The organism is Arenibacter sp. 6A1 (genome assembly GCF_012272855.1).
GTDB lineage: Bacteria > Bacteroidota > Bacteroidia > Flavobacteriales > Flavobacteriaceae > Arenibacter.
Map to the genome: position 1 here is coordinate 166,118 of NZ_JAAXCQ010000001.1, position 17,145 is coordinate 183,262.

Below are 17,145 nucleotides of genomic sequence, written 5' to 3' on the forward strand. Positions count from 1 at the left end.
AAAGGGTTATTCAATTTCCTCAAAATCTATATATTCTCCGACTTTTTTTGAGGGCTTCGTTTTTTTGGAGTTCTTTTTCTCTATGATGATCTCTCCATTTTGTTCTTCGGTATAGTTATTTTGTTGAGTATAACCTCCAAATTTTTTATTAAAATGATCCTGTGTTTTTTTAGCAGCATATCGCAATAGTATTGGCCCAAGCCATTTTGCTAGAATTTTAAGCAAATAGTATACTAATAGTATAATTAATATCGTTCTTAAGAAACCCATATTATTAATAAATTTAAACCCAAAAATACAATTCTATCGTTGTATTTTTGGTGCTAAAGTCATAAAATAATAATAAAATAGCATCCATGGCATACCTTTCTAAAATTAAATACTTTAAAAGGATCGTTCTCTTGGGATTTATTTTTTCCTATACGCTAAGCTTTTCCCAATATACCGATGTCATCAATTCTAATCGCCCAGGCGAATCGGTGAGTGCCTATGCTATTGGAAGAAATGTTTTACAGGCCGAAGCGGGACTTTCTTTTGAGCAGCAAGATCATTCTCGACTACTTACAGAATCGGATATTTTCGGAGTAGACCTATCCCTACGTTATGGGCTGCTTTGGGAACGCCTAGAAATTAACTACGAAGGCATCTTTAACAATCAGGACAAGCTAGATATAAACACTGGTGTCACCAATAAGAATACCGACTTTTACAGAAACAGGTTTGGGTTAAAATATTTACTCTACGACCCCTTTAAAAACGAAGAAAGGAACAAGCCCAACCTTTTCAGCTGGAAAGCCAACAATAAATTTAAGTTAAAGAACCTACTTCCAGCGATCAGTATTTATGCCGGCGCTAATTTTGTATTTGGCGATAACCCTTACTATAAAAACGCCCCCATCGCATCGCCAAGAGTTATGATCGCCACCCAAAGCAGAATAACGCCTAGGTTTGTTCTAATTTCCAATATTGCCTATGATAAAATAGGGACCGATTTTGAGGAATGGAATTATTCCGTATCCTTGTCCCATTCTTTCAGAGACCCTAAATGGAGTGTATTCATAGAAAACCAAGGAATCAAGGGAGAGCTGTATTCCGATATTTTATTCAGGAGCGGTGTCGCCCATTTAATTACAAACAACCTACAGGCCGATATTAATTTTGGCGCTAGTTTTAAAAGCACTCCTAGCAGAATATTCGGGGCCTTGGGAATGTCTTACAGGTTAGATATGCACCAATATAAAGAAACTCCGATCTCCGATGTAGAGGGCGGCCCTATAAAGAAGAACAGCATGAAAAAGAAGGGCAAAAAGCAGCAGAAAAACGATAAAAAAAACACCAAGAAAAACAAGGGGGAAATTGACTTCTAATGACACCAAAATTTAAGCCTTTTGCAGGAACAAAATAACTTTTCTGTTTTTTCTATAAATTAATATCCCTAATATTGAACCATACAAACACAATCGTATGGTTACCTTAAAAGAAGCTACAACAAAATCAGAATTAAAAGAATTCGTAAAATTTCCATTTTCCCTCTATAAAGATTCCCCTTATTGGGTTCCCCCAATCATCGCTGACGAATTAGCATCCTTTGACAAGGATAAAAATCCGGTTTTCAAAGATGCCGATGCGTGGTTCTTTTTAGCCTATAAAAACAATAAAATTGTAGGAAGGGTTGCCGCCATTGTGAACCATATAGAGATTAACCAACAAAAGGTTAAAAAGATGCGTTTTGGCTGGTTCGATTTTATAGATGACACAGAAGTTAGCGAGGCCCTTTTACAAAAGGTCTCCGAGATTGGGCAAAAACACCAGCTCAGCTATATGGAAGGTCCGGTTGGATTCTCCAACATGGACAAGGTTGGTGTCCTAACCGAAGGGTACGACCATATTGGCTCTATGATTACCTGGTACAACTACCCTTATTACGTACAGCATATAGAGCGTCTTGGTTTTACCGTGGAAAAAGAATATGTAGAAAACAAATTTCCTTTTGCCAATGCCGATCCTATTTTCTTTGAAAAGGCCAATCTGTTGGTAAAGAAAAGATACGGCGTTAAAGAGCTTAATTTCACCAAAACGGAAGAAGTTATGACCATGGCCGATGAAATGTTCGATCTTTTCAACGAGAGCTACGCCAAACTATCTTCCTTTGTTCCGATCACCGATATCCAGAAAGAGTACTTTAAAAAGAAGTACATCAGTTTTATTAATCCAGAATACATAAAATTTGTTGTTGACAAGGACGATAAGCTGATCGCCTTTGGAATTGTGATGCCTTCCTTTTCTACTGCCCTGCAAAAAGCCAAGGGAAAATTGTTCCCCTTTGGTCTTTTTCACCTACTATGGGCGAAGAAAAAAAGCAAGGAAGTACTTTTCTATTTAATTGGGGTACACCCAGAATACCAAAACAAGGGGGTTACCGCTGTTATTTTCAACCAGTACCATGAAACTTTTTCAAAAAAAGGAATTGAAACCTGTATTAGAACCCCAGAATTGGCCGACAATGTAGCAATTCGTCAATTATGGAAGCATTTTGATCCAAAAATATATAAAAGAAGAAGTACTTATCGCAAGGATTTGTAATCACAAACCCAATACAGACCATTTAAATCTAAAAAGCCCACTCATGGATTCATGAGTGGGCTTTTAACTATTGTACTATAAAAGTTTATTCTCCCATTGCAGCACTTACTGCGGCAGATAATCTTTTATAAGTTCCATTTTGCAAACGCTCTCTAATCACAGAGAAAGCCTCCAATGTTTCCGAAACATCTACCAAGGTATGCGTTGCAGTAGGAATCATTCTAAGCAAGATCAATCCTTTTGGAATAACAGGATATACTACAATAGAGCAGAATATACCAAAGTTTTCCCTTAGGTCTTTTACCAAGGCCATTGCTTCTGGAATACTACCGTTAAGATAAACAGGCGTAACACAACTAGAGGTCGTTCCGATATCAAAACCTCTTTCTTTAAGTCCGTTTTGCAGGGCATTTACATTTTCCCAAAGTTTAGCTTTAAGCTCTGGCTGTGTACGTAACATATCCAAACGCTTTAATGCTCCTTTTACATAAATCATTGGTAATGACTTAGCAAACATCTGAGAACGCAAGTTATATTTCAGGTAATCTATAATTTCCTTATCAGCAGCTAAAAAAGCACCGATTCCGGCCATAGATTTAGCAAAGGTAGCGAAGTATACATCGATACCGTCCTGAATACCCTGCTCTTCACCTGCACCTGCTCCTGTAGCCCCTAAGGTACCAAAACCATGAGCGTCATCTACAAATAATCTGAAGTTGTATTTTTCTTTTAGAGCAACAATCTCTTTTAGTTTACCTTGCTCTCCTCTCATTCCAAAAACCCCTTCGGAGATCACCAAGATACCACCTCCGGTCTGCTCGGCCATTTTAACGGCACGTTCTAGGTTTTTCTCAAGGCTTTCAATGTCATTGTGCTTAAAGGTAAAACGTTTCCCCATATGCAAACGCACACCATCAATAATACAAGCATGAGAATCTACATCGTATACGATGATATCGTCTTTAGAAACCAAAGCATCAATGGCAGAAACCATTCCTTGATATCCAAAGTTTAACAAATATGCTGATTCTTTCTGAACGAAATCGGCCAATTCTTGCTCCAATTGCTCATGGAATTCTGTATGACCACTCATCATCCTTGCTCCCATTGGGAAGGCAGCACCGTACTCTAGGGCCGCGTCGCCATCTACCTTTTTCACTTCTGGCAAATTGGCAAGTCCTAAATAATCATTAATACTCCAAGTAATAACTTCTTTTCCTTGGAACTTCATCCTATTAGAAATCGGACCTTCTAATTTAGGGAATACAAAATACCCTTCTGCTTGGGATGCCCATTTTCCTAATGGACCTTTATTTTCAATAATTCTTTCAAATAAATCTCTCATCTAGCCTACATTGGTTATGATTACAAAAGTATATATTTTTAATAAGCATTCACAACTTATTTAATACATAAAAGCAACGGTATATTAAACCGTTGCTTTTACAGCTTTAGAATGCTTTTAAACTTTTCACTTTACAAATTCTATCTTTTTAGGCTCTTCAACATTTTTACTGTCAAAAAAACCTTGATCGCCCATCCACTGGTCGCTGTATATCTTACTCATATATCGGGAACCATGATCGGGGAATATAACAACTACATTGCTATTTTCATCAAACTCGCCTAATGCGTCAAGTTGCTTTACTGCTTGCATTACGGCACCACTTGTGTACCCGGCAAATATGCCTTCGGTTCGCGATATGTTTCTTGCCATATGGGCACTTTCTTCATCGGTCACCTTAACAAACTCGTCAATTACCTCGAAAATGGTCGCGGTTGGAATTAAATTTTTCCCTAAGCCTTCTATACGGTAGGGATAAATTTCATTAGGATCGAGCTCTTTTGTTTCGTGATATTTTTTCAATACCGAACCAAAAGCATCAACGCCAATAACCCTAACATCTGGATTTTGTTCTTTTAAATATTTTGCTGTTCCCGAAATAGTACCCCCAGTACCGCTACAAGCAATCAAATGGGTAATATGGCCATTGGTTTGTTTCCAAATTTCCGGACCGGTACTCTTATAATGGGCATCGGTATTTAAGTCGTTAAAATACTGGTTGATATAAATAGAACCTTCTGTTTCTTGATGAAGTCTCTTCGCTACCTCATAATACGACCTAGGATCATCTGCACTGACATGGGCAGGGCAAACATACACTTGCGCCCCCATAGATCTTAACATATCTATTTTGTCCTTTGATGATTTTGAACTGACGGCCAAAATACAGTCGTACCCTTTTATGATACTAATCATGGCAATACTAAAACCAGTATTCCCCGAGGTCGTTTCTATAATGGTACTTCCTTCTTTTAGAATTCCCCTACGTTCTGCCTCTTCAATAATATGAAGGGCTATTCTATCTTTAGAGGAGTGTCCGGGATTAAATGCCTCTACCTTGGCGAAGAAATTACCTTTAAAGGCTGAAGCGATTTTATTTAGCTTAATAAGTGGAGTGTTTCCTACAAGTTCCAGGAGGTTATTATAGGCATCTATCTTATTTTCCATAAACAATTACTAGGTTTTTTGTGCTTCTTGAGTTTTACATAAACTTCAATATAGCTAGGACAAAATTAGTCTTTTTTTTTAATTATTGAATTTTATGCTCCAATTCTAATAAAAATGCATATTCTTTGGCCTCTTCTTTTAATGACTCAAATCGTCCTGAAGCACCGCCATGCCCCGCTTCCATGTTAATATTGAACAACAATAAATTTTTATCAGTTTTTAGCTCTCTTAATCGCGCCACCCACTTTGCCGGCTCAAAATACTGCACTTGAGAATCGTGTAAGCCTGTGGTCACCAACATATGAGGGTACTTTTGCGCCTTCACGTTATCATAGGGCGAATACGACATCATATAATCATAATATTCTTTTGTATTAGGATTTCCCCATTCGTCGTATTCTCCTGTAGTCAATGGAATAGAATCGTCTAACATCGTTGTAACCACATCTACAAAGGGAACGGCTGCTATAATTCCGTTATATAATTCTGGAGCCATATTTACTACGGCCCCCATCAATAACCCACCTGCAGATCCTCCTGAAGCATACAAATGTGCTGGACTTGTATATTTTTCCGCGATCAAATATTTAGAACAATCGATAAAATCGGTAAACGTATTTTTCTTTTTCAACAGTTTCCCATCTTCATACCATTTACGACCAAGGTATTCCCCTCCCCTTACATGGGCAATGGCATAAATAAAGCCGCGGTCTAAAAGACTTAAACGCACAGTAGAAAAATAAGGGTCAATAGTATACCCATAAGACCCGTAGGCGTACTGCAACAACGGACTACTGCCATCTAAAGGGGTGTCTTTGTGGTACACTAGCGATATAGGCACTTTAACTCCATCTTGGGCCGTTGCCCAAACCCTTTCAGAGGTATAGTTTTCCTTGTCGAATTTTCCGCCTAGCACTTCTTGTTCCTTTTTAACCTCCTTGGCTTTGGTATCCATATTAAAATCGATCACCGAGCTGGGGGTTGTCAAGGAGTTATACACATAGCGAAGAATATTGGTCTCAAAATCGGGATTAGTCCCTACATAGGTGGTATATGTTTCGTTGTCGAAAGGCAGGTAGTAACTCTCTTTCCCGTCCCAACGCACAATTTTTATTTGATTAAGACCATTTTCGCGTTCGGACAACACATAATGTTCAGAAAAGATCTCAATATCTTCCAAGAGAACTTCTTCCCTATGGGCAATAAATTCTTCCCAGTGCTCCGAACTCGTCTGTTGCTCATTTACCCGCATGACCTTAAAGTTGGTAGCTCCGTCTTTATTGGTCAGGATATAGAACTTATCTTCGTAATGGGCCAAGGAATACTCTACCCCTCGTTCTCTTTTAGAAAACATTTGAAAGGCCCCTTCAGGCTTGTCCGATCTTAAAATTTGATACTCGGATGTCAGGGTACTTGAAGAACCGATAACGATATATTTTTTAGACTTTGTTTTATAGACAAAAGTCGAGTACGTATCGTCTTTTTCACAAAACACCAATACATCTTCCTCGCTAGAGGTTCCTAGAATATGTTTGTAAATTTTATCGGAACGCAATGTTACAGGGTCCTTTTTACAGTAAAACACTGTTTTATTATCATCGGCCCATACAGCGCTCCCAGTGGTATTTTCTATTTTATCGCCAAACACTTCTCCCGTCAGAAGGTTTTTGAACTGTAGGACATATTGTCGTCTAGAAACGGTATCTACTCCAAAGGCTGCTAGTTGATTATTAGGACTAATAGACAGTCCCCCTAATTTGAAATAATCAAAACCTTTTGCCATTTCATTACAGTTGAAGATTACTTCCTCGGCGGCATCCTCTCTCTCAAATCGTCTTCCAAAAATTGGATATTCTTTACCTATTTCATACCGTGTGGCATACCAATACCCATTACTTTTATAAGGCACGGAGGAATCGTCTTCCTTGATCCTAGATTTCATTTCTTCGAATAACGTTCCTTGAAAATCCTTGGTATTTGAAGTAAGGGTATCGTAAAATGCATTTTCCTGCTCCAAATATGCAATAACATCGGGATTCTCTGGATCATTTAACCAATAGTACTCGTCTATTCTTCGCTCCCCATGAGCTATTAGTTCTTTTGGTATTTTTTTTACACTAGGTGCTTTCAATTCTGTTGACATATCCCTTTTTGAATTTTACAAGAAAGGGCAAAAGTAAGACTTAATAAAAAATAATGCTGCCTTTTTGGTAGCAGATCTCCTCATAGCGAAAATCCCGATGCAATTTTGTAATTTTGTCCACTTAACTTTTAAATTAGATACTATGTTTGGAGATATGATGGGCATGTTAGGAAAACTAAAAGAGACCCAAGAAAAAGTAAAGGCTACCAAAGAGCGATTAAATACGGTTATTATAGATGAACAATCATCGGACGAGCTTTTAAAAGTGAGCCTTACCGCCAATAGAACAATCAAATCTATCACTATCGATGACCAGTTGATGGAAGACAAGGAACAGTTAGAAGACTATTTGATTCTTGTATTGAATAAAGCCATAGAAAAGGCTACCAATGTGAACGAAGCCGAATTGGCCGCTGTCGCTAAAGAGGGTATGCCGAACATCCCGGGAATGGATTCCTTTTTAAAATAAAACCAACAAGCTTAGCTTCTATATGAAATGAGCATGCCCGAAAATTGGACACAAAGGCGAATTACATATGATCGTTAAGTAATCATAAATACCTACAGATGAAAAGAATATTATTTTTATTGTTTTTCCCTATGCTCCTTTCCGGGCAAGTGGCTTCTAAAGCAACAGACACCTATTGGGTAACGAATTACAAGGACGCCCTTAGCTTGGCTAAAGAAAACAATAAAAATATTCTTATTTATTTTACCGGTAGCGATTGGTGCCCTCCATGTAGGGCTCTTAAAAACGACCTATTCGATACCGCAAAGTTTAAGGATCTGGCAAACAATTATGTGCTACTTTATGTAGATATTCCTAGAAACAAAAAGCTCATTTCTGTAGAAGAAATGAATCACAACAAAGAATTGTTGGCTAAATGGAACAAAAAGGGGGTTTTCCCAGCCATTAGCGTGGTTAGCCCCCTACAAAAAGAAGTCGCCTATATGTCTGGTTACGGCTCCAAAAACGATCTGCCTAAATACGCCGATTTTCTTCAGACACATCGCTAACCCTTTGTATAGAAAAACTCTAGGATTGTGCACAAGTCCCTCCTAAGAGTTTACCCTATTAAGAATTCAATCACCGACACTTACCTAGTGATTTCTGTAGCACTAAGATTTTGACGCACCTATTCTAGCGGAATGATCAGTACCGGAATTTTTGATTTCTTCATAATCTGAGTGGACACACTCCCTATAAAGGCATTGAATAGAAAACTATGTTTATGGTGCCCTGCCACTATTAAATCGGCATTTAATTTCTTAGACTCCTTGATGACCATTTCTATAGTCGCCCCTTGTATTAACAAACCTTCTGCCACAATTTTATTATTTCTAAGAAACGCCACATGTTCCTGAATTTTTCGGTGTTCATACCTAAGTTCCTCGGCCCTGCTATCGCGAATATATTGTGGCCCTACTCCATATCCTACGAATTCAGGATCTGGTGCCGCTATATGCAATACCCACACTTTAGAACCAAAGGCCTTAGCTAACAGAAAAGCCTTTTCGATGAGTATACTTTCATTGTCGTTAAAGTCGATAGCTACTAAGATGTTTTTCATTTTTGATTCTTTTATTTAAATAGCACTCCTAATTGATACCAAGTTTATAAGCTACAAAAGAGATTCAAGTAGCTACTTCCCTATACAATGTACTACTTATTAGCAAGTTATACATTCATTCAAGTATTTTTTTCTTTCTTATAAGCATAAGTCTTTTGCTATCCTCCTTAGCCAGCATTCCATAATACATCAAAACCACCATATCTTATATCACTAAAACATTTCTATAGGCCTGCCGATAACAATAACCAGCCTCGCAAGGGGTTATTTTAGATTATGAAAACCAATAGTTCCTTTCAAATTTGTTATTATTGTAGATGAAATCAAGTTTATTTTTCACTACTTAATTAATACTGATACCCTATATGACTGATAATTATTTTAAAACCTTTCCAAACAAGGAAGGTTTTTTTGAATCCTATGGAGGCGCATTTATACCTCCTGTTCTAGAGGAGGAAATGAAAAAAATAACCGATGCCTATTTTGCCATAAGCAAATCGCATGCTTTTATTTCCGAATTAAGAAGTATCCGCAAACATTACCAAGGAAGGCCTACACCTGTTTATTATTGCAACCGTTTATCCGAAAAATACGGCGGACGCATTTATTTAAAGCGAGAAGACCTAAACCATACTGGAGCTCACAAATTAAACCATTGCATGGGCGAGGCGCTATTAGCGAAGCACATGGGCAAGAAGAAACTAATTGCCGAAACCGGTGCAGGACAGCACGGGGTTGCTTTGGCTACTGCCGCAGCTTATTTTGGATTGGAATGTGAGATTCACATGGGCGAGGTGGATATGGCAAAGGAGCACCCGAATGTTGTACGAATGAAAATTTTAGGGGCCACGGTAGTACCGGTATCCCACGGGCTAAAAACCTTGAAAGAAGCTGTAGACTCTGCCTTTGAAGCGTATTTAAAGGATCCTATTAACACCATCTATTGTATCGGATCTGTAGTAGGACCACACCCTTTTCCTATGATCGTAAGGGATTTTCAACGCATTATAGGCATAGAAGCCAAGGATCAGTTTTTTGACATGACTGGCGAATTACCAGATAATGTAGTCGCATGTGTTGGCGGAGGAAGTAATGCTATGGGAATTTTCTCGGCCTTTTTGGACGACAAAGAGTGTTCCCTTTACGGGGTTGAACCCGGAGGCCGGTCTTTGGAATACGGAGAACATGCCGCCACAATGACCTTAGGATCTCCTGGCGTAATCCATGGCTTTAAATGCTATATGCTCAAAGACGAAAACGGAGAACCAGGTGCGGTACATTCTGTAGCCAGTGGGTTAGATTATCCCGGCGTAGGTCCAGAACACAGTATGCTCAAAGACCAAGAGAAAGTAACTTACGATTCTGTTTCCGACCAAGAGACTATAGATGCTTTTTATGAGTTGAGCCGTTTAGAAGGAATTATTCCTGCTTTAGAAAGCGCCCATGCGGTAGCTTATGCTATAAAATTAGCGCAAAAGAACCCACAATCATCCATTTTAGTCAACCTCAGTGGTAGAGGTGATAAGGATATCGATTTTATAGTGGATACTTACGGACTACCAAGTGATAACAAATAAGGAGTCCAAAACAAAGGGCGTTTATGAGACTAAAGTTTCATAAACGCCCTTTCATACAGCTTTTTAAAAAAAAATCCATTCGCTTTCTAGAAATTCCTTAAAAAAACAAGATTCAACTTTCTTTATATATTGTTCATTCATGACTTTCTAAATGCCAAAAAACAGATATCGCTCTTATCCTAAAGTAAAAAACATGGATGGGATAAAACGATTTCAACTTTTTTTCTACCTCCCTACTTCCCGTAATTACACCAAAGTCTCACCGTAAGATAATTATTCCCAATGATATAAAATTAACTAGGGGCAGGATTCGGTTTTTTTATGTATTTTTAAAAGAAAAGTTACCCAGCCATATGATAACAATAACAAAAGATAACGACAACACTCACATCTTTAGTCTACAATCCGATACGGGACAGTCTCTTCTAAAAAGCGTCCCTTACACTACTAAAGAATCTATGCATAAAACCCTTACCGACCTTAAGGTTTTAGTGACGCTGTCCTCTGCTTTTGAACGCAAGACAAATTACCACGGTAAATTTTTCTTTATATTAAAGGACAAGGAGGGAAAAATTATTGGAAACTCTATGTTTTACACCTCTGAAGCCGGCATGGAAAATGGGATCAAAAATTTAAAAAAAATAGTGGATCTACTTCCCGACACCGGGCTTGTAGACCTATAGTTTCACCAATATTTCCAATAGTTTTTCATGCATCTCTTGGGTATAATCTAGATGGGTCACAATACGCAATTTGCCTTGCCCCATATCTATAATCTGTATATTATGAGCCTTTAGCTTTTGCATAAAAGCAGCCATACTCATGAAGCTTTCATCGAGTTCAAAAATGATAATATTGGTCTCGGTGGGCGCCACTTCTTTTATAAAAGGCAAGCCTTGCAGCACTGTACTGATTTCTTTGGCCTTGCTATGATCTTCGGCAAGTCTTTCTATATGGTTATCCAGGGCATAGATTCCGGCTGCAGCCAGATATCCTGCTTGCCGCATATTTCCCCCGAACACTTTCCTTATCCGTAAAGCCTTATTCATATCTTCTTTACTGCCAACAAGGACAGAACCTACAGGACAGCCTAGTCCTTTACTTAAACAAACACTTATAGTGTCGAACAAAGCTCCGTATTGCAATGCCGATTCGTTTTTTGCGACCAGGGCATTCCATAACCGGGCTCCATCTAAGTGGTATTTTAACTGATGGCGATCGCACACTTCCCTGATAGCCTTTAGTTCCTGAAAATCCCAACAGGCCCCACCACCTTTATTGGTGGTATTCTCTATAGAAACCAAAGATGTTAATGGACTGTGATAGAAGTCTGGAGGATTGATAGCTTCCTTTACCTGGTTTGCTGTCATCATTCCACGATGTCCATCTACCAACTTACAAGAAACACCACTATTGAAACTAACACCACCACCTTCATAATGAAAGATATGCGAATATTTATCGCAGATTAATTGCTCTCCCGGCTGGGTATGCAATTTTATAGCAGTTTGGTTGGCCATGGTACCGCTTGGAAAAAACAGCGCAGCTTCCATCCCAAACATATCGGCTATTTTTTTCTCCAAAGCATTTACGGAAGGGTCGTTTTTAAAAACGTCATCACCGACTTCGGCGCTCATCATAGCTTCTAGCATACCTTTCGTTGGCTTGGTTATAGTATCGCTGATTAGATTTATTTGCATACGGTATTGAATTTATATGAAGCTTAAAGGAATACACTAGCGCTTCCTTTAAAAAATTAGTTTTTAAAATTATATAAAAAAGATGTCACCACCATACGCTTAGGATATTTTGAAAATATCAACTCATAAAAGAAGGAAAAAAACCTCTTGGACCCTCCTTAAAAGCAGGGGGTAACAAGATAACAGCTCATTTGGTTTTTAATAGCGGCCGAGCCCCCAAAAAAGTTAAATTTTTCCCGGCACTATTCTCCTTTATTATTCTATTTTTGTTAAAAAATGAAGATATGATAATTAGTTCAGACCAATACAAAGGTCTTTTAGATCGCCTTGGTGCGTTAAGGAGGTATCTTTGACGTCGATGCCAAGCTTATAGAAATAGAAAACGAGGAAGAAAAGACCTTAGCGCCAGACTTTTGGAACAATCCGCAAGAAGCTCAGGAACAGATGAAGTTAATCCAATCCAAAAAACAATGGGTAGACGACTTTAACGCTGCAAAAAGCCTAGTGGGTGATTTGGAAATTTTTCTAGAATTCCACAAGGAAGGAGAAATGTCCGAAAACGACTTAAGGAGCCACTATGAAAAAACCGTGGACGCTATTGAGAAACTTGAGTTTAAGAACATGCTTTCTTCTGAGGGTGATGAATTGACGGCCGTGCTTCAGATTACTGCTGGAGCTGGAGGTACAGAGAGCTGTGATTGGGCTGCCATGTTAATGCGCATGTATATGATGTGGAGCGAAAAACACGGCTATAAGGTAAAAGAACTCAACTACCAAGAGGGCGATGTGGCCGGTATAAAAACTGTGACCCTAGAAATTGAGGGCGACTTTGGTTTTGGATGGCTAAAAGGTGAAAATGGCGTGCACCGTTTGGTGCGTATTTCTCCATTTGATAGTAATGCCAAGCGCCACACCTCCTTTGCTTCGGTATATGTGTACCCCTTGGTCGATGATAGCATTGAAATTGATATCAATCCGGCCGATATTGAAATAACCACAGCAAGATCAAGCGGTGCGGGAGGTCAGAATGTCAACAAGGTAGAGACAAAGGTGCAGTTGACCCATAAGCCTACCGGGATTCAAATTTCCTGTTCAGACTCTAGGTCGCAACACGACAATAGAGCCACGGCCTTAAAAATGCTAAAATCGCAACTCTATGAGATAGAATTGCGCAAAAAATTAGAGGCCCGACAAGAAATTGAAGCCACCAAAATGAAGATAGAATGGGGTTCGCAAATAAGAAATTATGTGATGCACCCCTATAAATTGGCGAAAGACGTTCGAACGGGTGAAGAAACAGGGAATGTAGATGCTGTAATGGACGGAAATATAGACCAGTTTCTTAAGGCTTATTTAATGATGATGGGGCAAAAGGATTCTGATTAATCATAATACCCCAGAGCATCCCTTTGAATAATAGGGGAAACCATCATTTTTAAAACGCATAAAATTTTAAAATAATTTAATTGTCAAAAATTAAACCATGATCAAAATTTATCACAATCCCAGATGTAGTAAATCTAGAGAAGGATTAAAATTACTGGAAAACTCTGGTAAGGATTTTCAGGTCATTAAATACCTCGAAGACATCCCTACAAAAGAAGAACTTCGTATGTTATTGAATTATCTTTCTATCACCGCCGAAAATTTGGTACGGAAAAACGAAGCTATTTGGAAAGAGAATTTTAAGGGCAAACTACTTTCTGAAGAGGAGATTATAGATGCCATGATTGCGAATCCTAAATTAATAGAACGCCCCATTGTGGTGAAAGGTGAAAAGGCCGTTATAGGAAGACCGACCGAAAAAATAAACGATATTTTAGCCTAAGAACTCTATAATCTTATCTTATAAACCCCCTATAGGCATGCAACAGATTTAATAAGATCTACTTGCATGCCTATTTACAATAAACCACCTCAGACTATTTAACAAACCTTTAACCTTAGCAGGTTAAACCATCCTTTAAATTTAGAATCTTATAAAACAGTTACTATTATGAAAATTAAGAACAAAATATTTTTAAGTTTTTCTTTCATTTTACTATCCTTCCCTGTGGTAAGTGCCCAATACGGTTACGGAAACGGCTATGGATATGGTAATGGATACGGGTATGGTGGCAGACAAAGAAACAGTCTTCCACAGATTCAGGAAACACCAAAAGAGCCAGAAAAGCTAACTGCCCAACAAATGGTAGATGCCGAAATGCCAAATTTGACGGAAATTTTGGGACTAAATGAATTTGAAAAAGCAATTTTAAGCACCACATTAACCAAGTACTTACAAGAACGTATCGAATTACAGATTTTAAAACTCAGTCCCGAAAAAATGAAGGAGGGTTTTGAGAGAATCACAGAAAGACAAGACGAAGATCTTAAATCCGGGCTTCCAATTGAAAAATATGAAGCTTTTGTAGAGCTTCAGAAAAACGGATTTAAAAACAAAAAGAAGAAGAAGAAAAACCGAAAAAGAAAATCAAAAGATTAGCATGAAAAGATTACTCCCTATTACCTTATTCTTTATTTCCCTACTCACCTTTGCACAAGGGCCTCAAGACAACCAAAGGCTAGTAAAAATAACGGGGACCGTGTTAGATGAAGAGACAAAAGAACCCTTGGAATACGCCACTCTTGTCTTGCAAAGTGTTAGGAATCCGGATAAGATTACAGGGGGAATCACTAATGCCGAAGGTAAGTTTGAGGTTGAAGCCTCTGCCGGGAACTACAACATCAGCATTGAATATATATCATTCAGGTCTCACAAGCTTCCGAATTACAGCTTGAGATCTGATACCGAACTCGGTATCATAAACTTAGGTCTCGATGTGGCACAACTCGAGGGTATTGAGCTTGTTGGAGAACGGACCACCGTTGAGCTCCGATTGGATAAAAAAGTATACAACGTAGGTTCCGATCTAACGGTTAAAGGAGGATCTGTGACCGATGTTTTGGGGAATGTTCCCTCAGTAAACGTCGATGTGGAAGGAAATATAAGCTTAAGAGGTAATGAAAGCGTCCGCATCCTTATTAACGGTAAGCCCTCTGCCCTATCTGGTCTAAGTCCGGAAGCCCTACAACAGCTACCAGCCGATGCTATTGAAAAGGTAGAAGTCATTACCAACCCATCTGCAAGATATGATGCCGAAGGTACCGCAGGGATCTTAAACATCATTTTAAAACAAAGCAAAACAGCCGGACTGAATGGTTCTGTAAACGTATACGCCGGGAATCCCGATAATTTTGGAGGAGCCGTTAGCTTAAATTTACGACGCGAAAAACTAAACTTTTTCACCAATACTACCTATAGGTACAGAAATGGACCAGGGAATGCCCTTTTTGAACAAGAGAACTTTGACGAAAACGGCAATACCCGTAACTATCAAAATGAAATTAGAAAGTACGATAGAAAGGATAAAAGTTTTAACACCAATATCGGATTCGAATTTTTCCTGGACGAGAACAGCAGTATCACCAACTCCCTAGTTTTTGGAAGGTCTAATGGTGATAACACCGTTGATGTAGATTTCTTTAATTTCGATGCCAATAGAAATCCGACCATCCAAAGAAACAGGTTTACCACTGAGGATGAATTTGAGGAAGAGGTACAGTACTCCTTAAATTACCAGAAAAAATTTGATAAGGACGGACATGAACTAAAATTCGATTATCAATATTCGAAAGGTACGGACGATGAGGATTCTGTCATTAGTGAAGTCATCTTGGGCGATAATATAGCCTTGGACACCGAAAAAACCCTAAATGCAGAAACACAAATCACCCAATTACTACAATTAGATTACGTTTTGCCTTTTGGATCCGACAACCAATCTCAATTTGAATTAGGGTATAGAGGTACTTTCAACAATAATAACACCGATTTTGATTTTGGTATTTTAGAAGACAATGGTGGTTTTAATAGTGACCCTAACTTTAGCAATGAATTAAACTACAAAGAGTATGTAAATGCTGCCTACACTCAATTAGGAACTAAAATAGATAAAATCAGTGTTCTTGGTGGACTAAGAGTTGAAGCTTCGGACATTGAAATAGAACTCCTTAACAACAACGAAATCTCTAAAAAGAACTATGTAAATTGGTTCCCATCGGTATTCCTAGGATATGAGTTTTCTGAAAAGGAACAGTTAACCCTTAGCTATAGCAAGCGACTTAGAAGACCAAGGTCTAGGTTTATAAACCCATTCCCTTCTAGATCTAGCAACACCAACCTTTTTCAGGGTAATCCAGACTTAGATCCGACCTTTACCAATGCTTTTGACTTAGGGTATTTAAAACGTTGGGACAAAATAACCTTTAACACCTCTGGATATTTCAATAGATCTACCGGCGTTTTTCAATTTATCACCAAAGAAACTGGAGATTTTGTAAGCATTGAGAATCCAGACGATCCGGAAAATCCAATTGTAGTACCAGTACAGGCAATGACCCCGACTAATTTGGCTACAGAAGACCGCTATGGGATGGAGTTTACCACTACTTATACTCCCTTGCGCAACTGGAGGTTAACTTGGAACGTAAATGCTTTCCAAAGGGAAACACAAGGAGATTATATCTACACCAATAGTAATAACGAAGAAATAGTTCAGAATTTTGATTCTAAAAACTTCTCTTGGTTTACAAGATTCAGTGCCAAATTACCATTACCGGGGAAAATTGACTTTCAAACAAACTTCTTTTATATGGGTGCTTCCAAAAATGCCCAAAGCAATAATAAGGGTATGTTAAGTTCTGACTTAGCTTTAAGCAAGGATGTTTTAAACAAAAAAGGGTCGATTTCGTTGAACGTGGGCGATATTTTTAATACTAGAAAACGCAGAAGGGAAACCAGAACAGAAAACGTATTATCATATAGCGAATTTCAATGGAGAGAAAGACAAATTACCTTATCTTTTCAGTACCGCTTTAACCAGCCTCTAAACCAGAAGCAAAGGAGCGGACCGGGATCTGGAAACGGTGATAACGATATGGAGTTTGGAGGATAATTCCTGAAACAATTAAAATTAAAAGCTGCCCGAAAAGGCAGCTTTTTTTATGTCTTAATTTA

At 38.5% G+C, this 17,145-nt stretch carries 16 protein-coding genes; 10 read left to right on the top strand and 6 right to left on the bottom strand.

The window, feature by feature from the left end; all coding sequences use genetic code 11:
• Nucleotides 1–6: 6 nt before the first annotated feature.
• Nucleotides 7–270 carry a DUF4834 family protein gene (locus HCG49_RS00725; RefSeq protein WP_168467654.1) on the bottom strand — a complete coding sequence of 88 codons (264 nt, stop codon included), beginning with the start codon at nucleotides 268–270 and terminating at the stop codon, nucleotides 7–9.
• Nucleotides 271–356: 86 nt separating this feature from the next.
• On the opposite strand from HCG49_RS00725, the gene HCG49_RS00730 reads away from it, so the two are divergent.
• The gene (locus HCG49_RS00730; protein ID WP_168467655.1) at nucleotides 357–1,367 is read left to right on the top strand and encodes a transporter; all 1,011 of its coding nucleotides are present in this window, start codon (nucleotides 357–359) and stop codon (nucleotides 1,365–1,367) included.
• 97 nt (nucleotides 1,368–1,464) lie between these two features.
• A complete protein-coding gene (locus HCG49_RS00735) occupies nucleotides 1,465–2,583 on the top strand; it encodes a GTP cyclohydrolase (RefSeq protein WP_168467656.1) in 1,119 nt (372 codons plus the stop codon).
• 85 nt (nucleotides 2,584–2,668) lie between these two features.
• Here the strand turns inward: HCG49_RS00735 and HCG49_RS00740 are convergent, their stop codons facing one another.
• The 3 genes from HCG49_RS00740 to HCG49_RS00750 all read right to left on the bottom strand — a co-directional run bounded on the left by HCG49_RS00740 (nucleotide 2,669) and on the right by HCG49_RS00750 (nucleotide 7,238).
• On the bottom strand, nucleotides 2,669–3,928 hold the full coding sequence (locus HCG49_RS00740) for an aminotransferase class I/II-fold pyridoxal phosphate-dependent enzyme (protein WP_168467657.1): 1,260 nt from the start codon (nucleotides 3,926–3,928) through the stop codon (nucleotides 2,669–2,671).
• Between the two features lie 126 nt (nucleotides 3,929–4,054).
• A complete protein-coding gene (locus tag HCG49_RS00745; RefSeq protein ID WP_168467658.1) occupies nucleotides 4,055–5,095 on the bottom strand; it encodes a PLP-dependent cysteine synthase family protein in 1,041 nt (346 codons plus the stop codon).
• 82 nt (nucleotides 5,096–5,177) lie between these two features.
• Complete coding sequence (locus tag HCG49_RS00750) at nucleotides 5,178–7,238, bottom strand: S9 family peptidase (RefSeq protein ID WP_168467659.1); 2,061 nt, start codon at nucleotides 7,236–7,238, stop codon at nucleotides 5,178–5,180.
• Between the two features lie 142 nt (nucleotides 7,239–7,380).
• Between HCG49_RS00750 and HCG49_RS00755 the strand changes: the two genes are divergently transcribed.
• Nucleotides 7,381–7,707, top strand: coding sequence for a YbaB/EbfC family nucleoid-associated protein (locus tag HCG49_RS00755; protein ID WP_072763590.1), 327 nt, complete (start codon nucleotides 7,381–7,383; stop codon nucleotides 7,705–7,707).
• Nucleotides 7,708–7,805: 98 nt separating this feature from the next.
• Nucleotides 7,806–8,255: a thioredoxin family protein gene (locus HCG49_RS00760; RefSeq protein WP_168467660.1), complete on the top strand. Its 450-nt coding sequence runs from the start codon at nucleotides 7,806–7,808 to the stop codon at nucleotides 8,253–8,255.
• A gap of 119 nt (nucleotides 8,256–8,374) precedes the next feature.
• Here the strand turns inward: HCG49_RS00760 and HCG49_RS00765 are convergent, their stop codons facing one another.
• A complete protein-coding gene (locus HCG49_RS00765) occupies nucleotides 8,375–8,809 on the bottom strand; it encodes a universal stress protein (protein ID WP_168467661.1) in 435 nt (144 codons plus the stop codon).
• A gap of 365 nt (nucleotides 8,810–9,174) precedes the next feature.
• Between HCG49_RS00765 and trpB the strand changes: the two genes are divergently transcribed.
• Nucleotides 9,175–10,386 carry a tryptophan synthase subunit beta gene (trpB, locus tag HCG49_RS00770; RefSeq protein WP_168467662.1) on the top strand — a complete coding sequence of 404 codons (1,212 nt, stop codon included), beginning with the start codon at nucleotides 9,175–9,177 and terminating at the stop codon, nucleotides 10,384–10,386.
• A 353-nt stretch (nucleotides 10,387–10,739) separates the two neighbouring features.
• Complete coding sequence (locus tag HCG49_RS00775; protein WP_168467663.1) at nucleotides 10,740–11,069, top strand: YegP family protein; 330 nt, start codon at nucleotides 10,740–10,742, stop codon at nucleotides 11,067–11,069.
• On the opposite strand, the gene HCG49_RS00780 is transcribed toward HCG49_RS00775, so the two are convergent.
• Nucleotides 11,064–12,086: a threonine aldolase family protein gene (locus HCG49_RS00780; protein ID WP_168467664.1), complete on the bottom strand. Its 1,023-nt coding sequence runs from the start codon at nucleotides 12,084–12,086 to the stop codon at nucleotides 11,064–11,066. The genes HCG49_RS00775 and HCG49_RS00780 overlap by 6 nt on opposite strands.
• Before the next feature lie 287 nt (nucleotides 12,087–12,373).
• Between HCG49_RS00780 and prfB the strand changes: the two genes are divergently transcribed.
• The 4 genes from prfB (at nucleotide 12,374) to HCG49_RS00800 (ending at nucleotide 17,083) form a co-directional block, all read left to right on the top strand.
• Nucleotides 12,374–13,472 (top strand): peptide chain release factor 2 gene (gene prfB / locus HCG49_RS00785; protein WP_168467804.1). Its coding sequence is split into 2 segments (ribosomal slippage): nucleotides 12,374–12,436 and nucleotides 12,438–13,472, totalling 1,098 coding nucleotides; the frame shifts between segments, so codons are not numbered across the junction.
• Between the two features lie 97 nt (nucleotides 13,473–13,569).
• Nucleotides 13,570–13,914: an arsenate reductase (glutaredoxin) gene (gene arsC, locus HCG49_RS00790; protein ID WP_168467665.1), complete on the top strand. Its 345-nt coding sequence runs from the start codon at nucleotides 13,570–13,572 to the stop codon at nucleotides 13,912–13,914.
• Between the two features lie 168 nt (nucleotides 13,915–14,082).
• Nucleotides 14,083–14,571, top strand: coding sequence for a hypothetical protein (locus HCG49_RS00795; protein ID WP_168467666.1), 489 nt, complete (start codon nucleotides 14,083–14,085; stop codon nucleotides 14,569–14,571).
• Nucleotide 14,572: 1 nt separating this feature from the next.
• Nucleotides 14,573–17,083, top strand: a complete 2,511-nt coding sequence (locus tag HCG49_RS00800; RefSeq protein ID WP_168467667.1) for a TonB-dependent receptor domain-containing protein — start codon at nucleotides 14,573–14,575, stop codon at nucleotides 17,081–17,083.
• Nucleotides 17,084–17,145: the final 62 nt, after the last annotated feature.